Here is a 16759-nt window from a genome sequence, read left to right as displayed (position 1 = left end):
CTCCTGTGGACGGTCGCTCACGCGGCGACCCGCTCGGCCTGGTCGGCGTTGAGGGCGGTGATGCCCTTGGTCGAGGCGATGACGCCCTTGAGCTTCTTGGCGAGGGCCTCGTAGAACATGCTGAGCGGAAACTCGTCCGGCAGCACGTCGTCGACCAGCTTGCGCGGCGGCTGGGTGAGGTCGAGGGCGTCGGGGCCCTTGGCCCACGTGGAGCCGGGGTGCGGGGCGAGGTACTCGGCGACGAGGTCGTACGCCTTGAACCAGTGGACCAGCTTCGGGCGGTCGATGCCCGCCCGGTAGAGGTTCTCGATCTCGGCGCACAGCTGGTTGGTGACCTGCGGGGCGCGCATCCAGTCGATCTTCAGCTTGTTGTCCGTCCAGCGCACCACGTCGTGCTTGTGGAGGTACGCGAAGAGCAGCTGGCCGCCGAGGCCGTCGTAGTTGCGGTTGCGGTCGCCGGAGACGGGGAAGCGGAACATCCGGTCGAACAGGACGGCGTACTGGACGTCGCGGCCGTGTTCGTTGCCCTCGGACTCCAGCTTCACGGCCTCCTTGAAGGCGGTGAGGTCGCAGCGCAGCTCCTCCAGGCCGTACATCCAGAACGGCTGGCGCTGCTTGATCATGAAGGGGTCGAACGGCAGGTCGCCGTGGCTGTGGGTGCGGTCGTGGACCATGTCCCACAGCACGAACGCCTTCTCGCAGCGCTCCTGGTCCTGCACCATCGCGGCGATGTCCTCGGGCAGCTCGATGCCCAGTATGTCCACGGCGGCCTCGGTGACCTTGCGGTAGCGGGCGGCCTCGCGGTCGCAGAAGATCCCGCCCCAGGTGAAGCGCTCGGGGGCCTCGCGCACCGCGATGGTCTCCGGGAAGAGCACGGCGGAGTTGGTGTCGTAGCCCGGGGTGAAGTCCTCGAAGGTGATGCCGAGGAAGAGCGGGTTGTCGTACCGGGTGCGCTCCAGCTCGGCGAGCCACTCGGGCCACACCATCTTGAGCGCGACGGCCTCCAGGTTGCGGTCCGGGTTGCCGTTCTGGGTGTACATGGGGAAGACGACGAGGTGCTGGAGGCCGTCGGCGCGGCCTGCGGCCGGGTGGAAGGCCAGCAGGGAGTCCAGGAAGTCCGGGACCCCGAAGTCCGCCGAGGCCCACTTGCGCAGGTCGGCGACGAGGGCGCGGTGGTAGTCGGCGGCGTGCGGGAGCAGCGGCGACAGTGCCTCGACGGCGCCGATCGCGCGCTCGACGGCGGCGAGGACGGTGGAGCGGGCGTGGGCGCCCTCGGCCTCGAAGTCGATGGAGCCGTCCTTGCCCTGCCAGGGGCGGATCTCCTCCACGGCGGCCTTGAGCTCGGGCCACGCGGGGTGGTCGACCACACGTGCCACGGCGGTTATCGCGGCGCCGCCGGCACCCGGCACAAGAGTTTCCGTCATGTCACTTCCTCCACAGGAGAACCTCACGTCGGCACAGCGTAAGCGCGTGACGTTCTCCCACTCAAGAGGTATCTCCGGAAATTATCCCGCAGAACCCCCAGTCCCACCGGAATTCTTCCGGTGTTCAACGGTGGAGGCGATGGCTTCGCCCAGTTCTTCCACGGCCCTGCGCGCCTGCGGGAGCACATCGGCCAGCGCCAGGAAGCCGTGGAACATCCCGGGGTACTCGTCCAGGGCCGAAGGGACCCCACCGGCCGCCAACCGGCGGTGGTGGGCCCGTCCTTCGTCCCGCAGCGGATCGCACCCGGCGACGAGCACGCGGGCGGGCGGCAGCCCCGCCGGGTCGGCGGCCAGGGGCGAGGCGAGGGGGTCGCGGCCGTCGCCGTCCGGACCGAGGTACTGCTCCCAGAACCAGCGCATGTGGGCGGCGGTCAGGAAGCAGCCCTCTGCGTTCGAGTGGTACGAGTCACTGTCCCGGCCCGCGTCCAGCACCGGGTAGATCAGGACCTGGAGCGCCACGGCCGGTCCCCCGCGCTCACGGGCCAGCAGCAGCGAGGCCGCGGCCAGGTTGCCGCCGGAGCTGTCCCCCGCCACCACCAGCGCGGCGGGGTCGCCGCCCAGCTCCCCGAGGTGCGCACCGGCCCAGCACAGCGCGGCGTGGACGTCGAGGACGGCGGCGGGGAAGCGGGCCTCGGGGGCGCGCCGGTAGTCGACGGAGACGAAGACGGCCCCGGAGGCCCGGCAGAGCGCGCGGACGGTGGCGTCGTGGCTGTCGAGGCCGCACAGCACCCAGCCGCCGCCGTGGCAGAACACCACGGTCGGCCGGGGGCCGGGCCACCGCGCCGGGTCCGGGCGGTAGACGCGGACCGGGACCGGCGGGGCCCCCGGCGGGCCCGGCACGCACCGGTCCCGGACGGAGCCCGCGGCGGCCGGATGGGCGCGCACCGGCGCGGCCGCGTCGAGCATCCGCCGCGCCTCGGCGGCTTCGGTGACCGCGCCCCCGAGATCGGGAAAGGCGGCGGCCATCGCGGCCACGTACGGCCGCACCCCGGGGTCGAGCCGCTCCGCGCCGGGGGCCTCGACGGGCTTGCGGGCCCCGGCGGGCCGGGGGGCCGCCACCGGGCCGGGGCGCTCTACCGGCCCGGGGGCCCCGGACCGCCCCGCGGCGCCGGACGGGCCGCCCGCGGCCGTCATGCCGCGCCGCCGCGCCGGTCGGCGAAGCGGGGGATGACCTTCTCGCCCCACTGACGCAGGGTCTCCAGGCAGGCCGCCTGCTCCACCGTGCCCATCTGGATCAGGCACATCACCTCGTCGGCCCCGGCCGCGGCCAGCCGCTCGACGTAGGCGATGGCGTCGTCCGCCGTCCCGTACGCGTGGTCGGCGTTGAAGGTGGCCGTCGACGTGGGCCGCACCGGGATGTCCTGCTCGTGCAGCCGGGCCACCACCTGCTCGGCCGCGGCCCGCATCCGCGCGGCCTCGTCGGCGCCCGGCACCACCGCCTCGTCCGGGATGCCCGCGCCGCCGTACCAGTGGCCGATGGACTGCGCGAAGAACCGCTGCCCGCGGATGCCGATCCGCCGCGCCTCCTCCCGGTCGTCGAGCACGATGGTCGGGCAGAGCACGGAGAAGTGGTCGTTGACCGCGGTCGAGACGAAGCGCGCGCCGTCGCGCGCCGCCCGCGCGGCGTCGTAGACGGACCGCAGCCGGGCGATCGACTCCGGTCCCGCGAAGCCCATCACCAGCGCCCCGATCCCCAGCTCGGCGGCCTGCACCAGCGTCTCGTCCCGGCTGCACGCGAGGAACAGCGGCGGGTGCGGGCGCTGCGCCGGCCGCGGCAGGATCGGGTGCGGGTCGATGTCGATCAGCTCGCCGTGGTACTCCAGCTCCTCCTCCTGCCAGGCCTTCCCGATGATCCGCAGCGCCTCCTCGACCTCGGCCGTGGTGCGCTCCCGGTCCACCCCGCACAGCGAGGTCTCCTGCGCGGTGCCCCCGCGCCCGGCCCCCAGGTCGAGGCGGCCGCCGGAGAGCAGGTCGAGCATGGCGGCCCGCTCCGCCACCCGGACGGGATGGTTGAAGTTGAAGGGCATGCACACCACGCCGTGGCCGATGCGTATGGTGTTCGTCCTGGCCGCGACCCAGGTCAGGAAGATCTCGGGGGCACTCATGTGGGCGTACCACTTCAGCGAGTGGTGCTCCACGGCCCAAACCCGGTCGAAGCCCACGGCCTCGGCGAGCACGGCCTGCTCGACGCAGTCGCGGATGACCTGGTGCTCCCGTTCGGCCGTCGGGTCGGCAAGCTGAGCTTCGAAGATCACGGAGAATTTCACTGTGCCTCCAGGAGAGGGTCCCGTGCCCGGTTCTACTTCATTTCGCAATATGACTAGTAGTCATAAGCAGTCGAAGAAGCAAGACCTGCCGCCCACCGCGTGGGCGGTCCTGGGCCTGCTCTCCTTCCCCGGGGAGCGCACCGGCTACGAGCTGAAGAAGTGGGCGGACTCCTCACTGCGCTTCTTCTACTGGTCCCCGGCCATCAGCCAGATCTACGCCGAGCTGCGCCGCCTGGAAGAGCTCGGGTACGCCACCTCCGCGCGCTCGGGACCGGAGGAGGCGCGGGCCAAGCGGCGCTACGCGATCACCGCCGCCGGGCGCGAGGCGCTGGCCGGCTGGGCCGGCGACACCGCCGAGGCCGGTCCCCCGGTGCTCAAGCACGGACTGCTGCTGCGGGTCTGGATGGGGCACCTGTCCGAGCCCGAACGGCTGCGCGCGCTGGTCGGCGAGCACGTCGAGCGCACCTTGGCCGAGCTGGCGGCCGTGCGGGAGGCGATGGAGCACGCCGCGGAGGTGCCGGAGTGGGGCTTCCCCGCCCTCGCGCTGCGCTGGAGCGAGCGGCAGCACCTGGCGGAACTGGACCTCGCCCGGGCCCTCCTGGCCGACCTGGACGACCTGGCCGGGCTTCCCGGGGTCGATGCGCCCGGTGCGCCGGAGGCCGCCGCCCCGGCCCGCGGGGCCGTCGGGGAGGCGCCGCCGGCCGGCCGACCCGGCGCCCGCCGCCCGTAGGCCACCGGCCGCCCCCGGCCCCGGCCCGCCGTCCGGTACAGCTCGGGTCGGGTCAGAGGGACTTGACCAGCAGTTCGAAGGCCAGGTCGTCGCGGAGCGGGACACCGAAGCGCTCGTCGCCGTACGGGAACGGGCTCAGCTCGCCGGTGCGCCGGTAGCCGCGGCGCACGTAGTAGGCGATGAGCTCCTCCCGTACGCTCACCACCGTCATCCGCATCTCGCGGGCGGCCCACGTCTCGCGCGCCCGGCGCTCGGCCTCGGCCAGGATCTCCTTGCCGAGCCCCGCGCCCTGGAGTCCGGGGCGGACCGCGAACATCCCGAAGTAGACGTGGTCGCCCCGGTGTTCGAGGTGGCAGCAGGCGACGATCGCGCCCGCGCGCTCGACGACCACCAGGGTGGCTGCGGGGGCGGCGATGATCTGGCGGATCCCGTCCGGGTCGGTGCGCTGCCCCTCCAGGTAGTCGGCCTCCGTGGTCCATCCGTCCCGGCTGGCGTCGCCGCGGTAGGCCGACTCGACCAGTGCCACCAGCTCGTCCACGTCCGCCTCTCGGGCGCTGCGGAAACTCAGGGCTGCGGGGTTGGCGGTCGACATCGGCGGCTCCGTTCTGCGCGGTGGCATATGACATGCCCGGTACGGCACCGAGAGCCTATCCCGGGGCGGCGTGCGGGCCGTCCGGGGAGGGCATCTCTTCCCGTGACGCCGACGAACCGGGAGGTTCCGCCGTGCACGGTCCCGCCATGTCCCTTCCCGCCTCCGTCTCCTCCTGGCTGCTCGTACTGCTGTGCGCGGCGAGCGGCGCGTACTGCCTGGTCCGGGCGGGCAGAGCGGGCCGGGCCGCGCGCGGGGCGGCGGCCGGTGAGGCGGTCATGGGGCTGGGCATGGCGCTGATGGCCGTGCCCCCGGGCACCGGCCCCTGGGGGCCGCCGGTGCTGCTGGCCGTCTTCTGCGGGACCGCGCTGCACGCCCTGTGGCTGCTGCGGGAGGGCGCGCACCACGCGCACCACCTGGTGGGTTCGCTGGCCATGGCCTACATGGCGCTGACCATGACGGGCGGCGGCCCGGCGGCCGGACACGGCGGCGGGCACGGGGCCGGGCACGGCGCGGGGCCGCCGGTTCTGACCGGGGCGCTCCTGCTCTACTTCGCCGGGTACGTCCTGCTCGCCGGGGCCCGGCTGGTGGTGTCCGGCGGGGGCGCCGCCGTGGCCGCGGGCGGGCCGGGGGGCACGGCGGCGGGCCTCGCGACGGGGCCGCCGGACCCCGCGCTCCACGCCGGGACCCCGCTGCGGTCGGCCGAGCTGACCCGGGCCTGCCGACTGGCCATGGCGATCGGGACGTTGGCGATGCTGCTCGCCCTGTGAGGACGCTCCGGCCGAGGTGCGCCGCGGGCCCGGGCGCCCGCGGCACACCTCTCCCGGACGTGTCCTGCGTCACCAAAGCCGCCGGGCCGTACCCGCGGGTCCGCCCGCGCTCATAGGCTGGCGCGCATGATGGTCCCCGCCGCACTCCTGCTGCTCGGCGCCCTGATCGCGGTGCTCGCTCCCCGTCTGCTGGCCCGGGCCCGGTGGCCCGAGCGCGAACCCGTCGTGGCCCTGTGGGTGTGGCAGTGCGCGGTCGCCGCGGTGCTCCTGTGCTTCGGACTGTCGATGCTGCTGAGCGCGGCGGCCGCCTGGCACGAGGTCCGCGGCCGGCTCTTCGCCTCCGCTCCGCACGGGGTGGTCGACGCCTACGGCCTGGGCGCCTCCGGCGGTCCCTGGGCCACCGGCACGGCTCTCGCCCTGGCGGGCGGTGCGCTGTGGACCGGGGCCATGCTGGGCCGCGAGGTGCTGCGGGCGCGGTCCGGGCGGCGGGCCCGGGGCGTCGAACTGCGGCTGCGCGCGCCGCTGTTGCCCGGAGAGGACCCGGCGGGCGGGCGGCTGGTCGTACTGGAGGCCCCGCGGCCGGACGCCTGGTGGCTGCCGGGCGCGACCCCGCAGCTGGTGGTCACTACGGCGGCCCTGGCCCGGTTGAAGGGGAGCCAGCTGGACGCCGTACTGGCGCACGAGCAGGGGCACGCGGCGGCCCGGCACGACTGGCTGCTGCACTGCTCGCGGGCGCTGTCCGGCGGGTTCCCGCAGGTGCCGGTCTTCGCCGCGTTCGAGGCGGAGATGCACCGGCTGGTGGAGCTGGCCGCCGACGACGTGGCCTCGCGCCGGTTCGGCCGGCTGACCATCGCCCTGGCCCTGGTCGGACTGAACGAGGACCGCGGGGTGTTCGGGCCGCCGGCGGCCGCGCAGGCGCACGTCCCGCAGCGCGTGCGGCGGCTGCTGTCGGCGAAGCCGCGGCTGTCGGCGGTGCGCCGGCTGCGGCTGACGGCACTGGCGACGCTGGTGCCGGCGGTCCCGCTGCTGGTGGCTTTCGGACCCGGACTGAGCGCCCTGACGTAGCCGGTCGGGGGCCGGCCGTCGCCGCACCGCCGCGACGGGTGCGAGGATCGACCGCATGCGGAATGACCCCTTGCGCCGGGCCGGCACCCTGTGTGCCCTGTTCGCGGCCGTCCTGACCGTGCTCGTGGTGCTGGAGTGGAGGCCGCTCCTCGCCGTCGACGAACGGCTCGCCCGGGACCTGCACGCCCATGCCGTCACCCATTCCGGGGTCACCGGAACCATGCGGGTGCTGACCGACTGGGTGTGGGACCCCTGGACCATGCGGGCGCTGGCCGCCCTCGCCTGCGTCACGCTGTGGTGGCGGGGGGACCGGGCGCGGGCGCTGCGCGTGGCCGTGGCCGCGCTCGTGGCATCGGCGGTGCAGCAGGGGATGAAGGCGCTGGTGGGGCGGGAGCGTCCGGTGTGGACCGACCCGGTCGACTCCGCGCACTACGCGGCCTATCCCTCGGGCCACGGCATGACGGCCACGGTGGTGTGCGGGATGCTGCTGTGGCTGGTGCCCCGGTCCGCGCCCCACTGGGCGGTGTGGACGGCATGGGTGGTGGCCGTCGTGTCGGTGCTCGGGGTGGGCTTCTCGCGGCTGTACCTCGGGGTCCACTGGACCTCGGACGTGCTCGCGGGGTGGCTGCTGGGCGTGGCCCTGGTGGCCCTCGTCGCCTCGGTCTCCGGCCGCCGCGGGCGTGCCTGCTCTGGGCGATCCCCCGTGTCACCCAGAGCAGGCGATCCCGCGCGCTGAGTATATTGGCTCAGAGCCAGTCAACGCAGCAGGAGTAAGCATGGTCCCGCGCAGCGCATCGGTCAATGAAGAATTGCGCAGACGTTCCCGGGAGCGGCTGCTGCAGGCGACGGTCGAACTGGTCGCCGAGCGCGGCTTCGAGGCGACCAAGCTCGGCGACATCGCCGACCGGGCGGGCGCCGCCCGCGGGCTGGTCTCGTACTACTTCCCGGGGAAACGGCAGCTGCTCCAGTCGGCCGTGCACCGGCTGATGCACCTGACCCTGGAAGCCGGGCTGGAGCGCGAGCCGCGCCCCGCCGACGGGCCCGCCGGGGGCCGCGAGCGGATGGCCCGGGCGATCGACGCCGTGCTCGGGCTGGCCCGGGACCACCCGCGGCTGATGCGCACGCACATGGCGGGCATCCTCCAGGCGGAGGGCTTCATCCAGTGCCCGGAGCAGCAGCGGCTGGCCGAGCTGCTGCGGGACACGGTGGAGCGGTACGGCTCGGCCGACGTGGACACGGACTATCCGCTGCTGCGGGCGCTGCTGATGGGCGCGGTGGTGGCGGTGCTGCTGCCGGGGGCGCCGATGCCGGCGTCGCGACTGCGGGCCGAGCTGTTCCAGCGGTACGGGCTGGACTGGGAGCTGGGCGTCCCGCCGGACGGAGGACCGCCCGGCGGAACGTTTCCTTCACCGTTTCCGGCACACCTCTAGCCTCAGGGGTGTCAGTGGTACTCGGGCTGTGTCTGGACGTTGAGCCGGTCCAGCTGCACCCACCGGGCGCTCACGGTCCGCCAGTCGTCGAGCCGCAGCACGTCGAAGCCCTTGGCGATGTCGTTCGAGTAGATGTGCCCGTTGTAGTAGTACGCAGACCAGGAGCCGCCGAGGCCGAGCGCGTCCGTGGTGAGCGGGCCGCGTTCGAAGTAGCCGATCTCCTTGGGACGGGTGGAGTCGGTGAAGTCCCAGACCGAGATGCCGCCCTGGTACCAGGCCTGGACCATGATGTCGCGGCCCCCGCCGACCGGGATCAGCGAGCCGTTGTGGGCGACGCAGTTCTCGGTGTCGGCCTGGAGGCGCGGGATCTTGAAGTAGCTCTTGAAGACCAGCTTGCGCTGGTCGCCGCGGCCCGTGATGTCGTAGATGCCGTCGGCGCCCCGGTTCGGACCGGTGGCCTCGTTGCAGGTGGCGCCGCCGCCACCGCCGAGCTCGTCGGTGAACACCACCTTGTTCGCGCGCTCGTTGAAGGTCGCCGAGTGCCAGAACGAGAAGTTGACGTTGTCCTGCACGCGGTCGATGACCCGCGGCTGTTCCGGTTTGCTGATGTCGAAGAGGATGCCGTCGCCCATGCAGGCTCCGGCGGCCAGGTTCTTCGAGGGCAGCACGGTGATGTCGTGGCAGCCGGTGGTCTTGGTGACGCCCGGGTTGACCGGACCGCCCGGGTTGCCGCCGTCCGGGAAGAGGACCGGGAAGGCGACGACCGCGGCCTTCGTGGGCGACTTCTTCGGGACCTTCACCACGGAGATGCCGTCGTGCGGCGGCTTGCAGTCGGGGAAGGCCTCGTTCGGGGAGTAGGAGGCGACGTAGAGGTAGAGGTCGCGGCTGCCCGGCACCAGGGTGTGGGTGTGGGAACCGCAGGCGGTCTCGACGGACTTGATGTACTTGGGGTTCTTCTTGTCCTTGATGTCGAAGATCTTGATGCCCTCCCACGAGGACTTCTCCGTCGCGGGCTGCGAGACGCTGTTGCAGGAGTCGTCGCTGCGCGAGGAGTCGGTGGAGAGGAAGAGCAGGTCGCCGTAGACCGAGATGTCGTTCTGCCCGCCGGGGCAGAGCACCTGGGTGACGGTCTTGGGCGCCTTCGGGTTGCCGATGTCGTAGATCGTGAAGCCGTTGTAGTTGCCCGCGTAGGCGTACTTGCCCTGGAAGGCCAGGTCGGTGTTGATCACGCCGGGGTCGGCACTGGGGATGTTGGCCAGCGGCTTGATGTTGGCGCTGTGCACGATCTCGTCCTGGCCCGGGATCTCGCCGGGGGCCGATTCCCGGCCCTCGCCGGAGGACAGGCCGGCCCGGCCGGAGCCGCCCGGGGTCAATTCGCCCGGGTCCGGTGTCGCGACGGCCGGGCCGGCCGCCAGGAACGTGGCGAGCAGCCCGGCCGCCAGCGCGGCGGCCCCCAGGCTCCTCTTCCGCACTCTGCGGATGTGCAACGAGGTCACGGTTCCCTCCCATGGGAGTCCGTTCGGTTCCGCGCGGAGTGGGCACGGAACCCGGACCCCGGCAGTATCTTCCTTTCCATGGACATGGCGAAAGGTTTACTCGGCCGATTCTCCGGGGCCCTGGTGACCGCCGGCCTCCTGCTGACGCTCACCGCGTGCCTGGGGGACGACGGGGCGCAGCGGCCGGCGGACGGCAGCGCGGTGGTCGTCGCCCCCGGCCGGCCGGGCGAGGAGGCACGCAGGCTCACCCCGGAGCAGGCCGCGAAGGAGAAGCCCGACGACAGCCCGAACGCGGCCGACCACGCCTACGTGCGGAACATGATCGAGCACCACCGGCAGGCGCTGACCATGAGCGCGCTGGCCCCGGACCGGGCCGCGGCGGACGGGGTCAAACGGCTGGCCGGCCGGATCAGCGCCGCCCAGCAGCCCGAGATCGGCGCGATGGAGGGCTGGGCGGCCCGCCACCCCGCGCCGCCCGCGGCCGGCTCCGGCGGCCACGACCACGGCACGATGCCGGGCATGGCGACGGAGCAGCAGCTGAAGGAGCTGACGGCCGCGCAGGGGGCCGACTTCGACCGGCTCTTCCTGGAGCTGATGACCGCCCACCACGAGGGCGCGCTGAAGATGGCGGGCGAGGCACTGGCCGGAGGCAACAACGCGGCGGTGGAGGAGATGGCCAACGAGGTGGTCGCCACGCAGAGCGCGGAGATCCACCGGATGCGCGCCATGGGCTGACGTCCCGCCGGCCCGGTGCCATGCCGGGACCATCCGCGGGAGGAGACCGGCGTGCTGCGCATCGCCGTCGTCCGGAGCGTTCCGGTCCGGCCCGCGGTGTCGGGGTCCCGGGCCCGGCCGCGTCGCGTACACGGGGCGCGCCAGCGCCTCGTCCCGCACGGCACCGGGCGCCGCGGGCCTGCCGGCGCGAGGTCGTCTCTTTCGGATCTTGTCGGCCGAGCCCGCGGCGTCTGGTGCCGTGCCCGGGCGTGCTGCCGGGGCGCTCGCGTACGGGACGTACGTGGTCGCCTCGGCAGTGCGGCCAGGCACGGTGCCAGGCGTCGCGGGCCCGGCAAGATCCGAAAGAGACGGCCTAGCGTGCGGCCCCGTCCCGGCCGAGCCGCGCCTCCTCCGCGGCCGCGGCCGCCAGGACGCTGTCGAGGAGGCCCGGGAAGAGGGCGTCGAGCTCGGCCCGGCGCAGGGCGTTGAGCTTGGTGGTCCCGCGGTAGGTCTGGCGCACGACCCCGCTCTCCCGCAGCACGCGGAAGTGGTGGGTGGTCGTGGACTTGGTGACCGGCAGGTCGAAGTGGGAGCAGGACAGCTCGGCGGCCGAGACGGCGAGGTCCCGGGTGATGGAGAGCCGCACCGGGTCGGAGAGCGCGTGCAGCACGCCCTCCAGGCGGATCGCGCCGACCTCGGGGTGGGCGAGGGTGCGGGCCGCGTCACGTTCCGTCATGTCCCTGCTCCCGCTCGTTCGGTTTGTCCGGGGGTCATCGTACGAGAAGCGCCGCGGGCCTCGCGGGGCGCGGCACGGGCGGGGAGGGCGTCCGTGCCGCGGCCTGGTTCACCAGGAGCGGTGGTAGGGGGCCGGGGTGCGCGGCTCGGCGCCGAGTTCGGCTGCGGCGCGGCGGGCCCAGTAGGGGTCGCGCAGCAGTTCGCGGCCCAGCAGCACCGCGTCGGCCTCGCCGTTGGCCAGGATCTTCTCGGCCTGCTCGGGCTCGGTGATCAGGCCGACGGCCGCCACGGCGAGGGTGGTCTCGGTCTTCACCCGGGCCGCGAAGGGCACCTGGTAGCCCGGGCCGACCGGGATCGACACCCCGGGGGCGAGGCCGCCGGTGGAGACGTCGAGCAGGTCGACTCCGTGGTCCTGGAGGAGGCCGGCCAGCCGGACCGTCTCGTCGGCGGTCCAGCCGTCCTCTTCCAGCCAGTCGGTGGCGGAGATGCGGAAGAGGAGCGGGAGCTCGGCGGGCCACACCGCCCGTACGGCGTCGACGACTTCGAGCGCGAGGCGGGTGCGGTTCTCGAAGGAGCCGCCGTAGGCGTCGGTGCGCCGGTTGCTGTGCGGGGAGAGGAACTCGCCGAGGAGGTAGCCGTGGGCGCCGTGGATCTCGACGACCTCGTACCCGGCGGCGAGCGCCCGCTCGGCCGCGGCCGCGAACTGGCCGGTGATCTCGTGGATCTCGTCGACCGTCAGCTCGTGCGGCACCGGGTGGCCCTCGGCGAACGGGACGGCGCTCGGGGCGACCGGCTGCCAGCCGTGGGCGTCGGCGCCGAGGGGCGCGCCGCCCTTCCAGGTCCGGTCGGTGCTCGCCTTGCGCCCCGCGTGGGCGATCTGGATGCCCGGCACCGTGCCCTGGCTCTTGAGGAAGGCGGTGATCCGGCGCAGCGCCTCGACCTGGGTGTCGTTCCAGATCCCGAGGTCGTACGGGGAGATGCGGCCCTCCGGGGAGACCGCGGTGGCCTCCTGGACGATCAGGCCGGCGCCTCCGACGGCCCGTGCGGCGTAGTGCGCGAAGTGCCATTCCCCGGCCACGCCCGCGTTCGGACCGGAGGGCTCGGCGCTGTACTGGCACATCGCGGCCATCCACACCCGGTTCGGGACGGTGACCGAGCGCAGGGCGTACGGCGCGAAGAGGGCGGCGAAGGGGGCGGGGGCAGCGCTCATGAGGGCTCTCCAGGGGTGACCGGGGGCACCGGGGACCGGCGACTAAGTACGAGATACACCGTACTACGAATTCTCTCGTACTACGAGACCTCTCGTACAAACGTGTCGAGCTCCGCGCCCGGCGGCGGCGCTGGGCCAGTAGAGTGATCCACCGTGGCAGCACGACCGTTGAACGAGATCGTCGAGCCGGGCTGGGCCCGGGCTCTGGAGCCGGTGGCGGGGCAGATCGCCGCCATGGGCGACTTCCTGCGCGCCGAGGTTGCGGCGGGGAGAACCTACCTCCCGGCCGGGGCCCATGTGCTGCGCGCCTTCCAACAGCCCTTCGACGAGGTCAGGGTCCTCATCGTCGGCCAGGACCCCTACCCCACGCCGGGGCACGCCGTGGGCCTGTCCTTCTCGGTGGCGCCCGAGGTGCGGCCGGTGCCGCCCAGCCTCGACAACATCTTCCTGGAGCTGCACCGGGACCTGGGCACCGGACGGCCCGCCAACGGCGACCTCACCCCGTGGACCCGGCAGGGCGTCCTGCTGCTCAACCGCTCGCTGACGACCGCGCCCCGCCGCTCCAACGCCCATCAGGGCAAGGGCTGGGAGGCCGTCACCGACCAGGCCATCCGGGCGCTCGCCGCACGCGGCAAGCCGCTGGTCTCCATCCTGTGGGGGCGGGCGGCGCGCAACCTGCGGCCGCTGCTCGGCGAGCTGCCGGTCGTGGAGTCCTCCCACCCGTCCCCCAAGTCGGCCGACTACGGCTTCTTCGGGTCCCGTCCGTTCAGCCGGACGAACGACCTGCTCGTGGGCCAGGGTTCACAGCCTGTGGACTGGCGCTTGCCGTCCGTCAGTTGATCGTATCTGACATTCACCGTATAAATACGGACAGATGCCGCCCGAGAAGGCCCTGCCCGAACACCCCGTTCCGATAAGCCAGTAGCATGCGGCGCCATGAGCTCCCCCACTGGGCCCGCAAATGGCCTGCCCGTACGAATGCCGCGACCCCGCCAGACCGGACGGCACCGCCGGCCCGAGCCCGCGGCGGCGCCCGAGGGCGCGCCCGCGCTGGTGCTCGCCGTGCCCGGTGTCCCCTCGGCCGCCTCACGAGGACTGGCGGAAGAGATCATCAGCATCGGCCGCTCCGAGCTGCCGGGCCTCGACGCCCGGATCGGCTTCCTGGAGGGTGACGAGGCGTCCGGCTTCCCGTCCCTGTCCGGCGTGCTGACCGCCGTCGCTGCCGACCGCGCCGCGCGCGCGGAGTTCGCGCGCTCCGCCGGCCATGAGGTACCCGCGGCGACCGGCCCGGACGCCGTGGTCGTCCCCCTGCTGGCCGGCCCCGACGGCGGTCTGCTGCGCCGGGTCCGCCAGGCCCTGATGGAGTCCTCGGCCGCCGCCGAGCTGGCCGACGTGCTCGGCCCGCACCCGCTGCTGGCCGAGGGGCTGCACGTCCGGCTCTCCGAGGCCGGCCTTGCCCGCGCCGACCGCGCCCGGCTCTTCACCGTGACCACGGCCGCCGACGGCATCGTCCTGGCGACCACCGGCGGCGAGGAGGCCGTCCAGGCCGCCGGGATCACCGGCATGCTGCTCGCCGCCCGCCTGGCCGTCCCGGTCATGGCCGCCGCGCTCGACCAGGAGGGCTCCGTGGCCGCGGTCGCCGAGCAGCTGCGCCGCGAGGGCTCGACCCAGCTCGCGCTCGCGCCGTACCTGATCGGGCCGGAGGCCGCCGAGGGCCTGCTCGACACCGCCTGCAAGGAGGCCGACTGCGCCACGGCCGAGGTGCTGGGCGCCTACTCGGCGCTGGGCAAGCTGGCCGTCGCGCAGTACTCCGCCGCCCTGGGGATCGCGCAGGGCGCCGCGCACTGACGTGCCCCGAACGGAAGGGCCCCTACCCGGTCGTCCGGGTGAGGGGCCCTTCGGCGTGCCGGGCGCGTGCGCCGGGTGGCGGTCGGGCCGGGGTCAGCCGAAGACCACGCAGGTGGCGGCGGGCACGGCCACCGATCCGGCCCGGCGCGGCAGTCCCGTGAGCGGGTCCACGTCGAACCAGGTGACGTCCCCGGAGTGCTCGTTCGCCGCGTACAGCCGGCGCCCCGAGGGGTCTGCCGCGAGGTCCCGCGGCCAGCTCCCCCCGCAGTCCACCGTGCCCGTGAGCCGCGGCTCCTCGGCCCCCGCCGCGAGCGCGAGGGTGGCGATGGCGTCGGCGCCGCGCAGGGCCGCCCACACGAACCGCCCGTCCGGGGAGACGACGACCGCCGACGGGTAGACCCGTGCGCCCCCCGGGGCCGCGGCGGCGGCCACCGGGACCTCCGCGACCGGCTCCAGCCGTCCGGAGCCGGCGTCCCAGCGGCATACGGTCAGCTGCGGCTCCAGCTCGTGCAGCACGTAGAGGACCGAGCCGTCGGGGTGGAAGGCCAGGTGGCGCGGTCCGGTGCCCGCGCGCAGCGCGGTCTCGGCGTGCGGTCGCAGGGCGCCGGTCTCCGGGTCGGCGAGGCACACCCGGACCGAATCGGTACCGAGGTCGACGCTGAGGATCCAGCGGCCGGTGGGGTCGGGCAGCACCTGGTGGGCGTGCGGGCGCTCCTGGCGCTCGGGGTCGGGCCCGGAGCCGCGGTGCGCGTGGACGGCGGGGGGCCCGAGCGGCGTGCCGTCCGCGGCCAGCGGCAGGCTGCTGACGCCGCCGGAGGTGTAGTTGGCGGTGAACAGCCGCCCCGCGGCCACGCTGAGGTGGGTGGGGCCGGCGCCGCCGACGGCCACGGCCGGCCCCAGGGCGGTCAGGCCTCCGCCGGTGGGTCGGAAGGCGGCCACCGCGCCCTCCTCGGTCTCGCTCACCGCGTAGACCACGCCGGTGTCGGGGGCGACCGCGAGGTACGAGGGGTCCGCGACCGCGGCGGTGGCCGAGAGCACGGTCAGCGCCCCGGTCCGCGGGTCGACGGAGGCGGTGGTGACCCCGCGTCCGCCCCCCGAGGTGAACGAGCCGATGTGGACCAGTCGTCCGCCGCCCCCGTCCGCGCGCCCCGCGCCCTCCGCGCCGTCCGCGCCGTTCACGTCGCCCACACCGTCCACGGGTGTCCCTCCGCCGTCCCGATCCGTTCCGAGCCGACGGTAACAGAAGGTCTAGACCAAATCCCGTCCCTCGGCCCGCTCCCGGGCGCCGGAATGGTGGACGTACGCGGTGGCGCTCTGCCGGTCGTCGTAGGTGCGGTGGAAGACGGGGGTGGCCGAGCCGGAGATCGGCGGCACGATCCAGGCCCAGTCCGCGCCCACCGCGCGGCCCTTGTGCTCCTCCCGTTCCAGGTGCGTCAGGAAGCGCCGGGACTCGGTGTGGTGGTCGGCGATGGTCACGCCGGCGCGGTCGAAGGAGTCCAGCACCGCGCGGTTGAGCTCGACCAGCGCGCGGTCCTTCCAGAGCGTGCGGTCGGTGGAGGTGTCGAGGCCCAGGCGGCGGGCGACGGCGGGCAGGAGGTTGTAGCGGTCGGTGTCGGCGAGGTTGCGGGCGCCGATCTCGGTCCCCATGTACCAGCCGTTGAACGGGGCGGCCGGGTAGTGGATGCCGCCGATCTCCAGACACATGTTGGAGATGGCGGGTACGGCGTGCCAGCGCAGCCCCCAGTCCGCCCAGCCGGCGTCCTCGGGATGCAGGATGGGGACCTCCAGGACGGCGTCCGCGGGGGTGTCGAACCAGCGGGGCTTGTCGTCGGCGCCCTGCACCACGAGCGGGAGGAGGTCGAAGGGGGTGCCGGGCCCGCCGGCCCAGCCGAGCCGCAACAGGGCCTCGGTGAGAGGGGCGTTGCGGGCGTCGCCGACGGTGACGGAGTGGTGGTCGCCGTAACCGGCGTACCGGACCAGCTGCTCGCTCCAGATCAACGGACCCGGGCGGTCGGGGGTGTCGGGGGCGAAGACGGTGATCGTGGGCCGCACGCGGCCGCCGTTGGTCGCCTCCCTCAGGTGCGCGAAGCACTCCTCGGCCACCTCGTCCGCCGCGAAGAGCTCCCGGCGGTCGCGCACGCGCAGCGAGTTCCAGTAGAGCCTGCCGATGCAGCGGTTGCTGTTGCGCCAGGCCACGCGCGCTCCGTGGACCAGTTCCTCCGGAGTGTGGCGGTAGGTACCGCTCGTCGCGAGCTCCTCGCGCACGGCGGCGAGCCGGGGGCGCGGATCACCCGCCTCCGGATTCTCCCGGTGGAAGAGCCGGATGAACTCCTCGGCCGCCTCCCGCACCTGGGCGGCGGTGGAGCGCTGTTGACGTATTTCCATTGCGGGCGGTTACCCCCTGTCCGGCCGGATCGACCC

General features: G+C 74.0%; 17 protein-coding genes. 8 read left to right on the top strand and 9 right to left on the bottom strand.

Going from position 1 to position 16759, the window contains the following annotated elements; translation table 11 throughout:
* Nucleotides 1–17: 17 nt before the first annotated feature.
* From CP968_RS29180 to CP968_RS29170, 3 genes are all read right to left on the bottom strand, one after another.
* Nucleotides 18–1424 (bottom strand): DUF6421 family protein, encoded by a 1407-nt coding sequence (locus CP968_RS29180; RefSeq protein ID WP_150520836.1) that lies wholly within the window; start codon nt 1422–1424, stop codon nt 18–20.
* Nucleotides 1425–1505: 81 nt separating this feature from the next.
* Nucleotides 1506–2543, bottom strand: coding sequence for an alpha/beta hydrolase (locus CP968_RS29175; protein ID WP_229886845.1), 1038 nt, complete (start codon nt 2541–2543; stop codon nt 1506–1508).
* Nucleotides 2544–2614: 71 nt separating this feature from the next.
* Complete coding sequence (locus CP968_RS29170) at nt 2615–3751, bottom strand: LLM class flavin-dependent oxidoreductase (protein WP_150520835.1); 1137 nt, start codon at nt 3749–3751, stop codon at nt 2615–2617.
* 49 nt (nt 3752–3800) lie between these two features.
* On the opposite strand from CP968_RS29170, the gene CP968_RS29165 reads away from it, so the two are divergent.
* The gene (locus CP968_RS29165) at nt 3801–4481 is read left to right on the top strand and encodes a PadR family transcriptional regulator (RefSeq protein ID WP_150520834.1); all 681 of its coding nucleotides are present in this window, start codon (nt 3801–3803) and stop codon (nt 4479–4481) included.
* A gap of 52 nt (nt 4482–4533) precedes the next feature.
* Here CP968_RS29165 and CP968_RS29160 read toward each other — a convergent pair whose 3' ends face one another.
* Nucleotides 4534–5073, bottom strand: coding sequence for a GNAT family N-acetyltransferase (locus CP968_RS29160; protein WP_150520833.1), 540 nt, complete (start codon nt 5071–5073; stop codon nt 4534–4536).
* 146 nt (nt 5074–5219) lie between these two features.
* On the opposite strand from CP968_RS29160, the gene CP968_RS29155 reads away from it, so the two are divergent.
* The 4 genes from CP968_RS29155 (at nt 5220) to CP968_RS29140 (ending at nt 8335) form a co-directional block, all read left to right on the top strand.
* Nucleotides 5220–5840: a DUF5134 domain-containing protein gene (locus CP968_RS29155; RefSeq protein WP_150520832.1), complete on the top strand. Its 621-nt coding sequence runs from the start codon at nt 5220–5222 to the stop codon at nt 5838–5840.
* 126 nt (nt 5841–5966) lie between these two features.
* Entirely contained in the window at nt 5967–6905 is a 939-nt protein-coding gene (locus CP968_RS29150; protein WP_150520831.1) for a M56 family metallopeptidase, read from the top strand.
* 55 nt (nt 6906–6960) lie between these two features.
* Nucleotides 6961–7641 (top strand): phosphatase PAP2 family protein, encoded by a 681-nt coding sequence (locus tag CP968_RS29145; protein WP_150520830.1) that lies wholly within the window; start codon nt 6961–6963, stop codon nt 7639–7641.
* A gap of 40 nt (nt 7642–7681) precedes the next feature.
* Entirely contained in the window at nt 7682–8335 is a 654-nt protein-coding gene (locus CP968_RS29140; RefSeq protein ID WP_150520829.1) for a TetR/AcrR family transcriptional regulator, read from the top strand.
* A gap of 11 nt (nt 8336–8346) precedes the next feature.
* Here the strand turns inward: CP968_RS29140 and CP968_RS29135 are convergent, their stop codons facing one another.
* Nucleotides 8347–9831, bottom strand: a complete 1485-nt coding sequence (locus CP968_RS29135; protein ID WP_150520828.1) for an LVIVD repeat-containing protein — start codon at nt 9829–9831, stop codon at nt 8347–8349.
* A gap of 78 nt (nt 9832–9909) precedes the next feature.
* On the opposite strand from CP968_RS29135, the gene CP968_RS29130 reads away from it, so the two are divergent.
* Nucleotides 9910–10566: a DUF305 domain-containing protein gene (locus CP968_RS29130; protein ID WP_150520827.1), complete on the top strand. Its 657-nt coding sequence runs from the start codon at nt 9910–9912 to the stop codon at nt 10564–10566.
* 352 nt (nt 10567–10918) lie between these two features.
* On the opposite strand, the gene CP968_RS29125 is transcribed toward CP968_RS29130, so the two are convergent.
* Both CP968_RS29125 and CP968_RS29120 read right to left on the bottom strand, forming a co-directional pair.
* Nucleotides 10919–11281, bottom strand: coding sequence for an ArsR/SmtB family transcription factor (locus tag CP968_RS29125; protein ID WP_150520826.1), 363 nt, complete (start codon nt 11279–11281; stop codon nt 10919–10921).
* 108 nt (nt 11282–11389) lie between these two features.
* Nucleotides 11390–12490, bottom strand: coding sequence for an NADH:flavin oxidoreductase/NADH oxidase (locus CP968_RS29120; RefSeq protein ID WP_150520825.1), 1101 nt, complete (start codon nt 12488–12490; stop codon nt 11390–11392).
* Between the two features lie 153 nt (nt 12491–12643).
* Here CP968_RS29120 and CP968_RS29115 point away from each other — a divergent pair, with 153 nt between their 5' ends.
* Both CP968_RS29115 and CP968_RS29110 read left to right on the top strand, forming a co-directional pair.
* The gene (locus CP968_RS29115) at nt 12644–13330 is read left to right on the top strand and encodes a uracil-DNA glycosylase (RefSeq protein WP_150520824.1); all 687 of its coding nucleotides are present in this window, start codon (nt 12644–12646) and stop codon (nt 13328–13330) included.
* A gap of 96 nt (nt 13331–13426) precedes the next feature.
* Complete coding sequence (locus CP968_RS29110; protein ID WP_150520823.1) at nt 13427–14338, top strand: sirohydrochlorin chelatase; 912 nt, start codon at nt 13427–13429, stop codon at nt 14336–14338.
* Nucleotides 14339–14431: 93 nt separating this feature from the next.
* On the opposite strand, the gene CP968_RS29105 is transcribed toward CP968_RS29110, so the two are convergent.
* Both CP968_RS29105 and CP968_RS29100 read right to left on the bottom strand, forming a co-directional pair.
* Nucleotides 14432–15526 (bottom strand): lactonase family protein, encoded by a 1095-nt coding sequence (locus CP968_RS29105; RefSeq protein ID WP_373304125.1) that lies wholly within the window; start codon nt 15524–15526, stop codon nt 14432–14434.
* Nucleotides 15527–15586: 60 nt separating this feature from the next.
* Nucleotides 15587–16723, bottom strand: a complete 1137-nt coding sequence (locus CP968_RS29100; RefSeq protein WP_150520822.1) for a nitric oxide synthase oxygenase — start codon at nt 16721–16723, stop codon at nt 15587–15589.
* Nucleotides 16724–16759 lie beyond the last annotated feature (36 nt).

It is taken from the genome of Streptomyces subrutilus, assembly GCF_008704535.1.
Taxonomy (GTDB): Bacteria; Actinomycetota; Actinomycetes; order Streptomycetales; family Streptomycetaceae; genus Streptomyces; species Streptomyces subrutilus.
This window is presented reverse-complemented; position numbering and strand designations above follow the sequence as displayed.

Excerpts from the sequence above, each read along its gene's own strand:
- CP968_RS29180 (WP_150520836.1), bottom strand. The coding sequence starts at position 1,424 with ATGACGGAAACTCTTGTGCCGGGTGCCGGCGGCGCCGCGATAACCGCC.
- CP968_RS29165 (WP_150520834.1), top strand. The coding sequence starts at position 3,801 with ATGACTAGTAGTCATAAGCAGTCGAAGAAGCAAGACCTGCCGCCCACC.
- CP968_RS29160 (WP_150520833.1), bottom strand. The coding sequence starts at position 5,073 with ATGTCGACCGCCAACCCCGCAGCCCTGAGTTTCCGCAGCGCCCGAGAG.
- CP968_RS29155 (WP_150520832.1), top strand. The coding sequence starts at position 5,220 with ATGTCCCTTCCCGCCTCCGTCTCCTCCTGGCTGCTCGTACTGCTGTGC.
- CP968_RS29150 (WP_150520831.1), top strand. The coding sequence starts at position 5,967 with ATGATGGTCCCCGCCGCACTCCTGCTGCTCGGCGCCCTGATCGCGGTG.
- CP968_RS29145 (WP_150520830.1), top strand. The coding sequence starts at position 6,961 with ATGCGGAATGACCCCTTGCGCCGGGCCGGCACCCTGTGTGCCCTGTTC.
- CP968_RS29140 (WP_150520829.1), top strand. The coding sequence starts at position 7,682 with ATGGTCCCGCGCAGCGCATCGGTCAATGAAGAATTGCGCAGACGTTCC.
- CP968_RS29130 (WP_150520827.1), top strand. The coding sequence starts at position 9,910 with ATGGACATGGCGAAAGGTTTACTCGGCCGATTCTCCGGGGCCCTGGTG.
- CP968_RS29125 (WP_150520826.1), bottom strand. The coding sequence starts at position 11,281 with ATGACGGAACGTGACGCGGCCCGCACCCTCGCCCACCCCGAGGTCGGC.
- CP968_RS29120 (WP_150520825.1), bottom strand. The coding sequence starts at position 12,490 with ATGAGCGCTGCCCCCGCCCCCTTCGCCGCCCTCTTCGCGCCGTACGCC.
- CP968_RS29110 (WP_150520823.1), top strand. The coding sequence starts at position 13,427 with ATGAGCTCCCCCACTGGGCCCGCAAATGGCCTGCCCGTACGAATGCCG.
- CP968_RS29100 (WP_150520822.1), bottom strand. The coding sequence starts at position 16,723 with ATGGAAATACGTCAACAGCGCTCCACCGCCGCCCAGGTGCGGGAGGCG.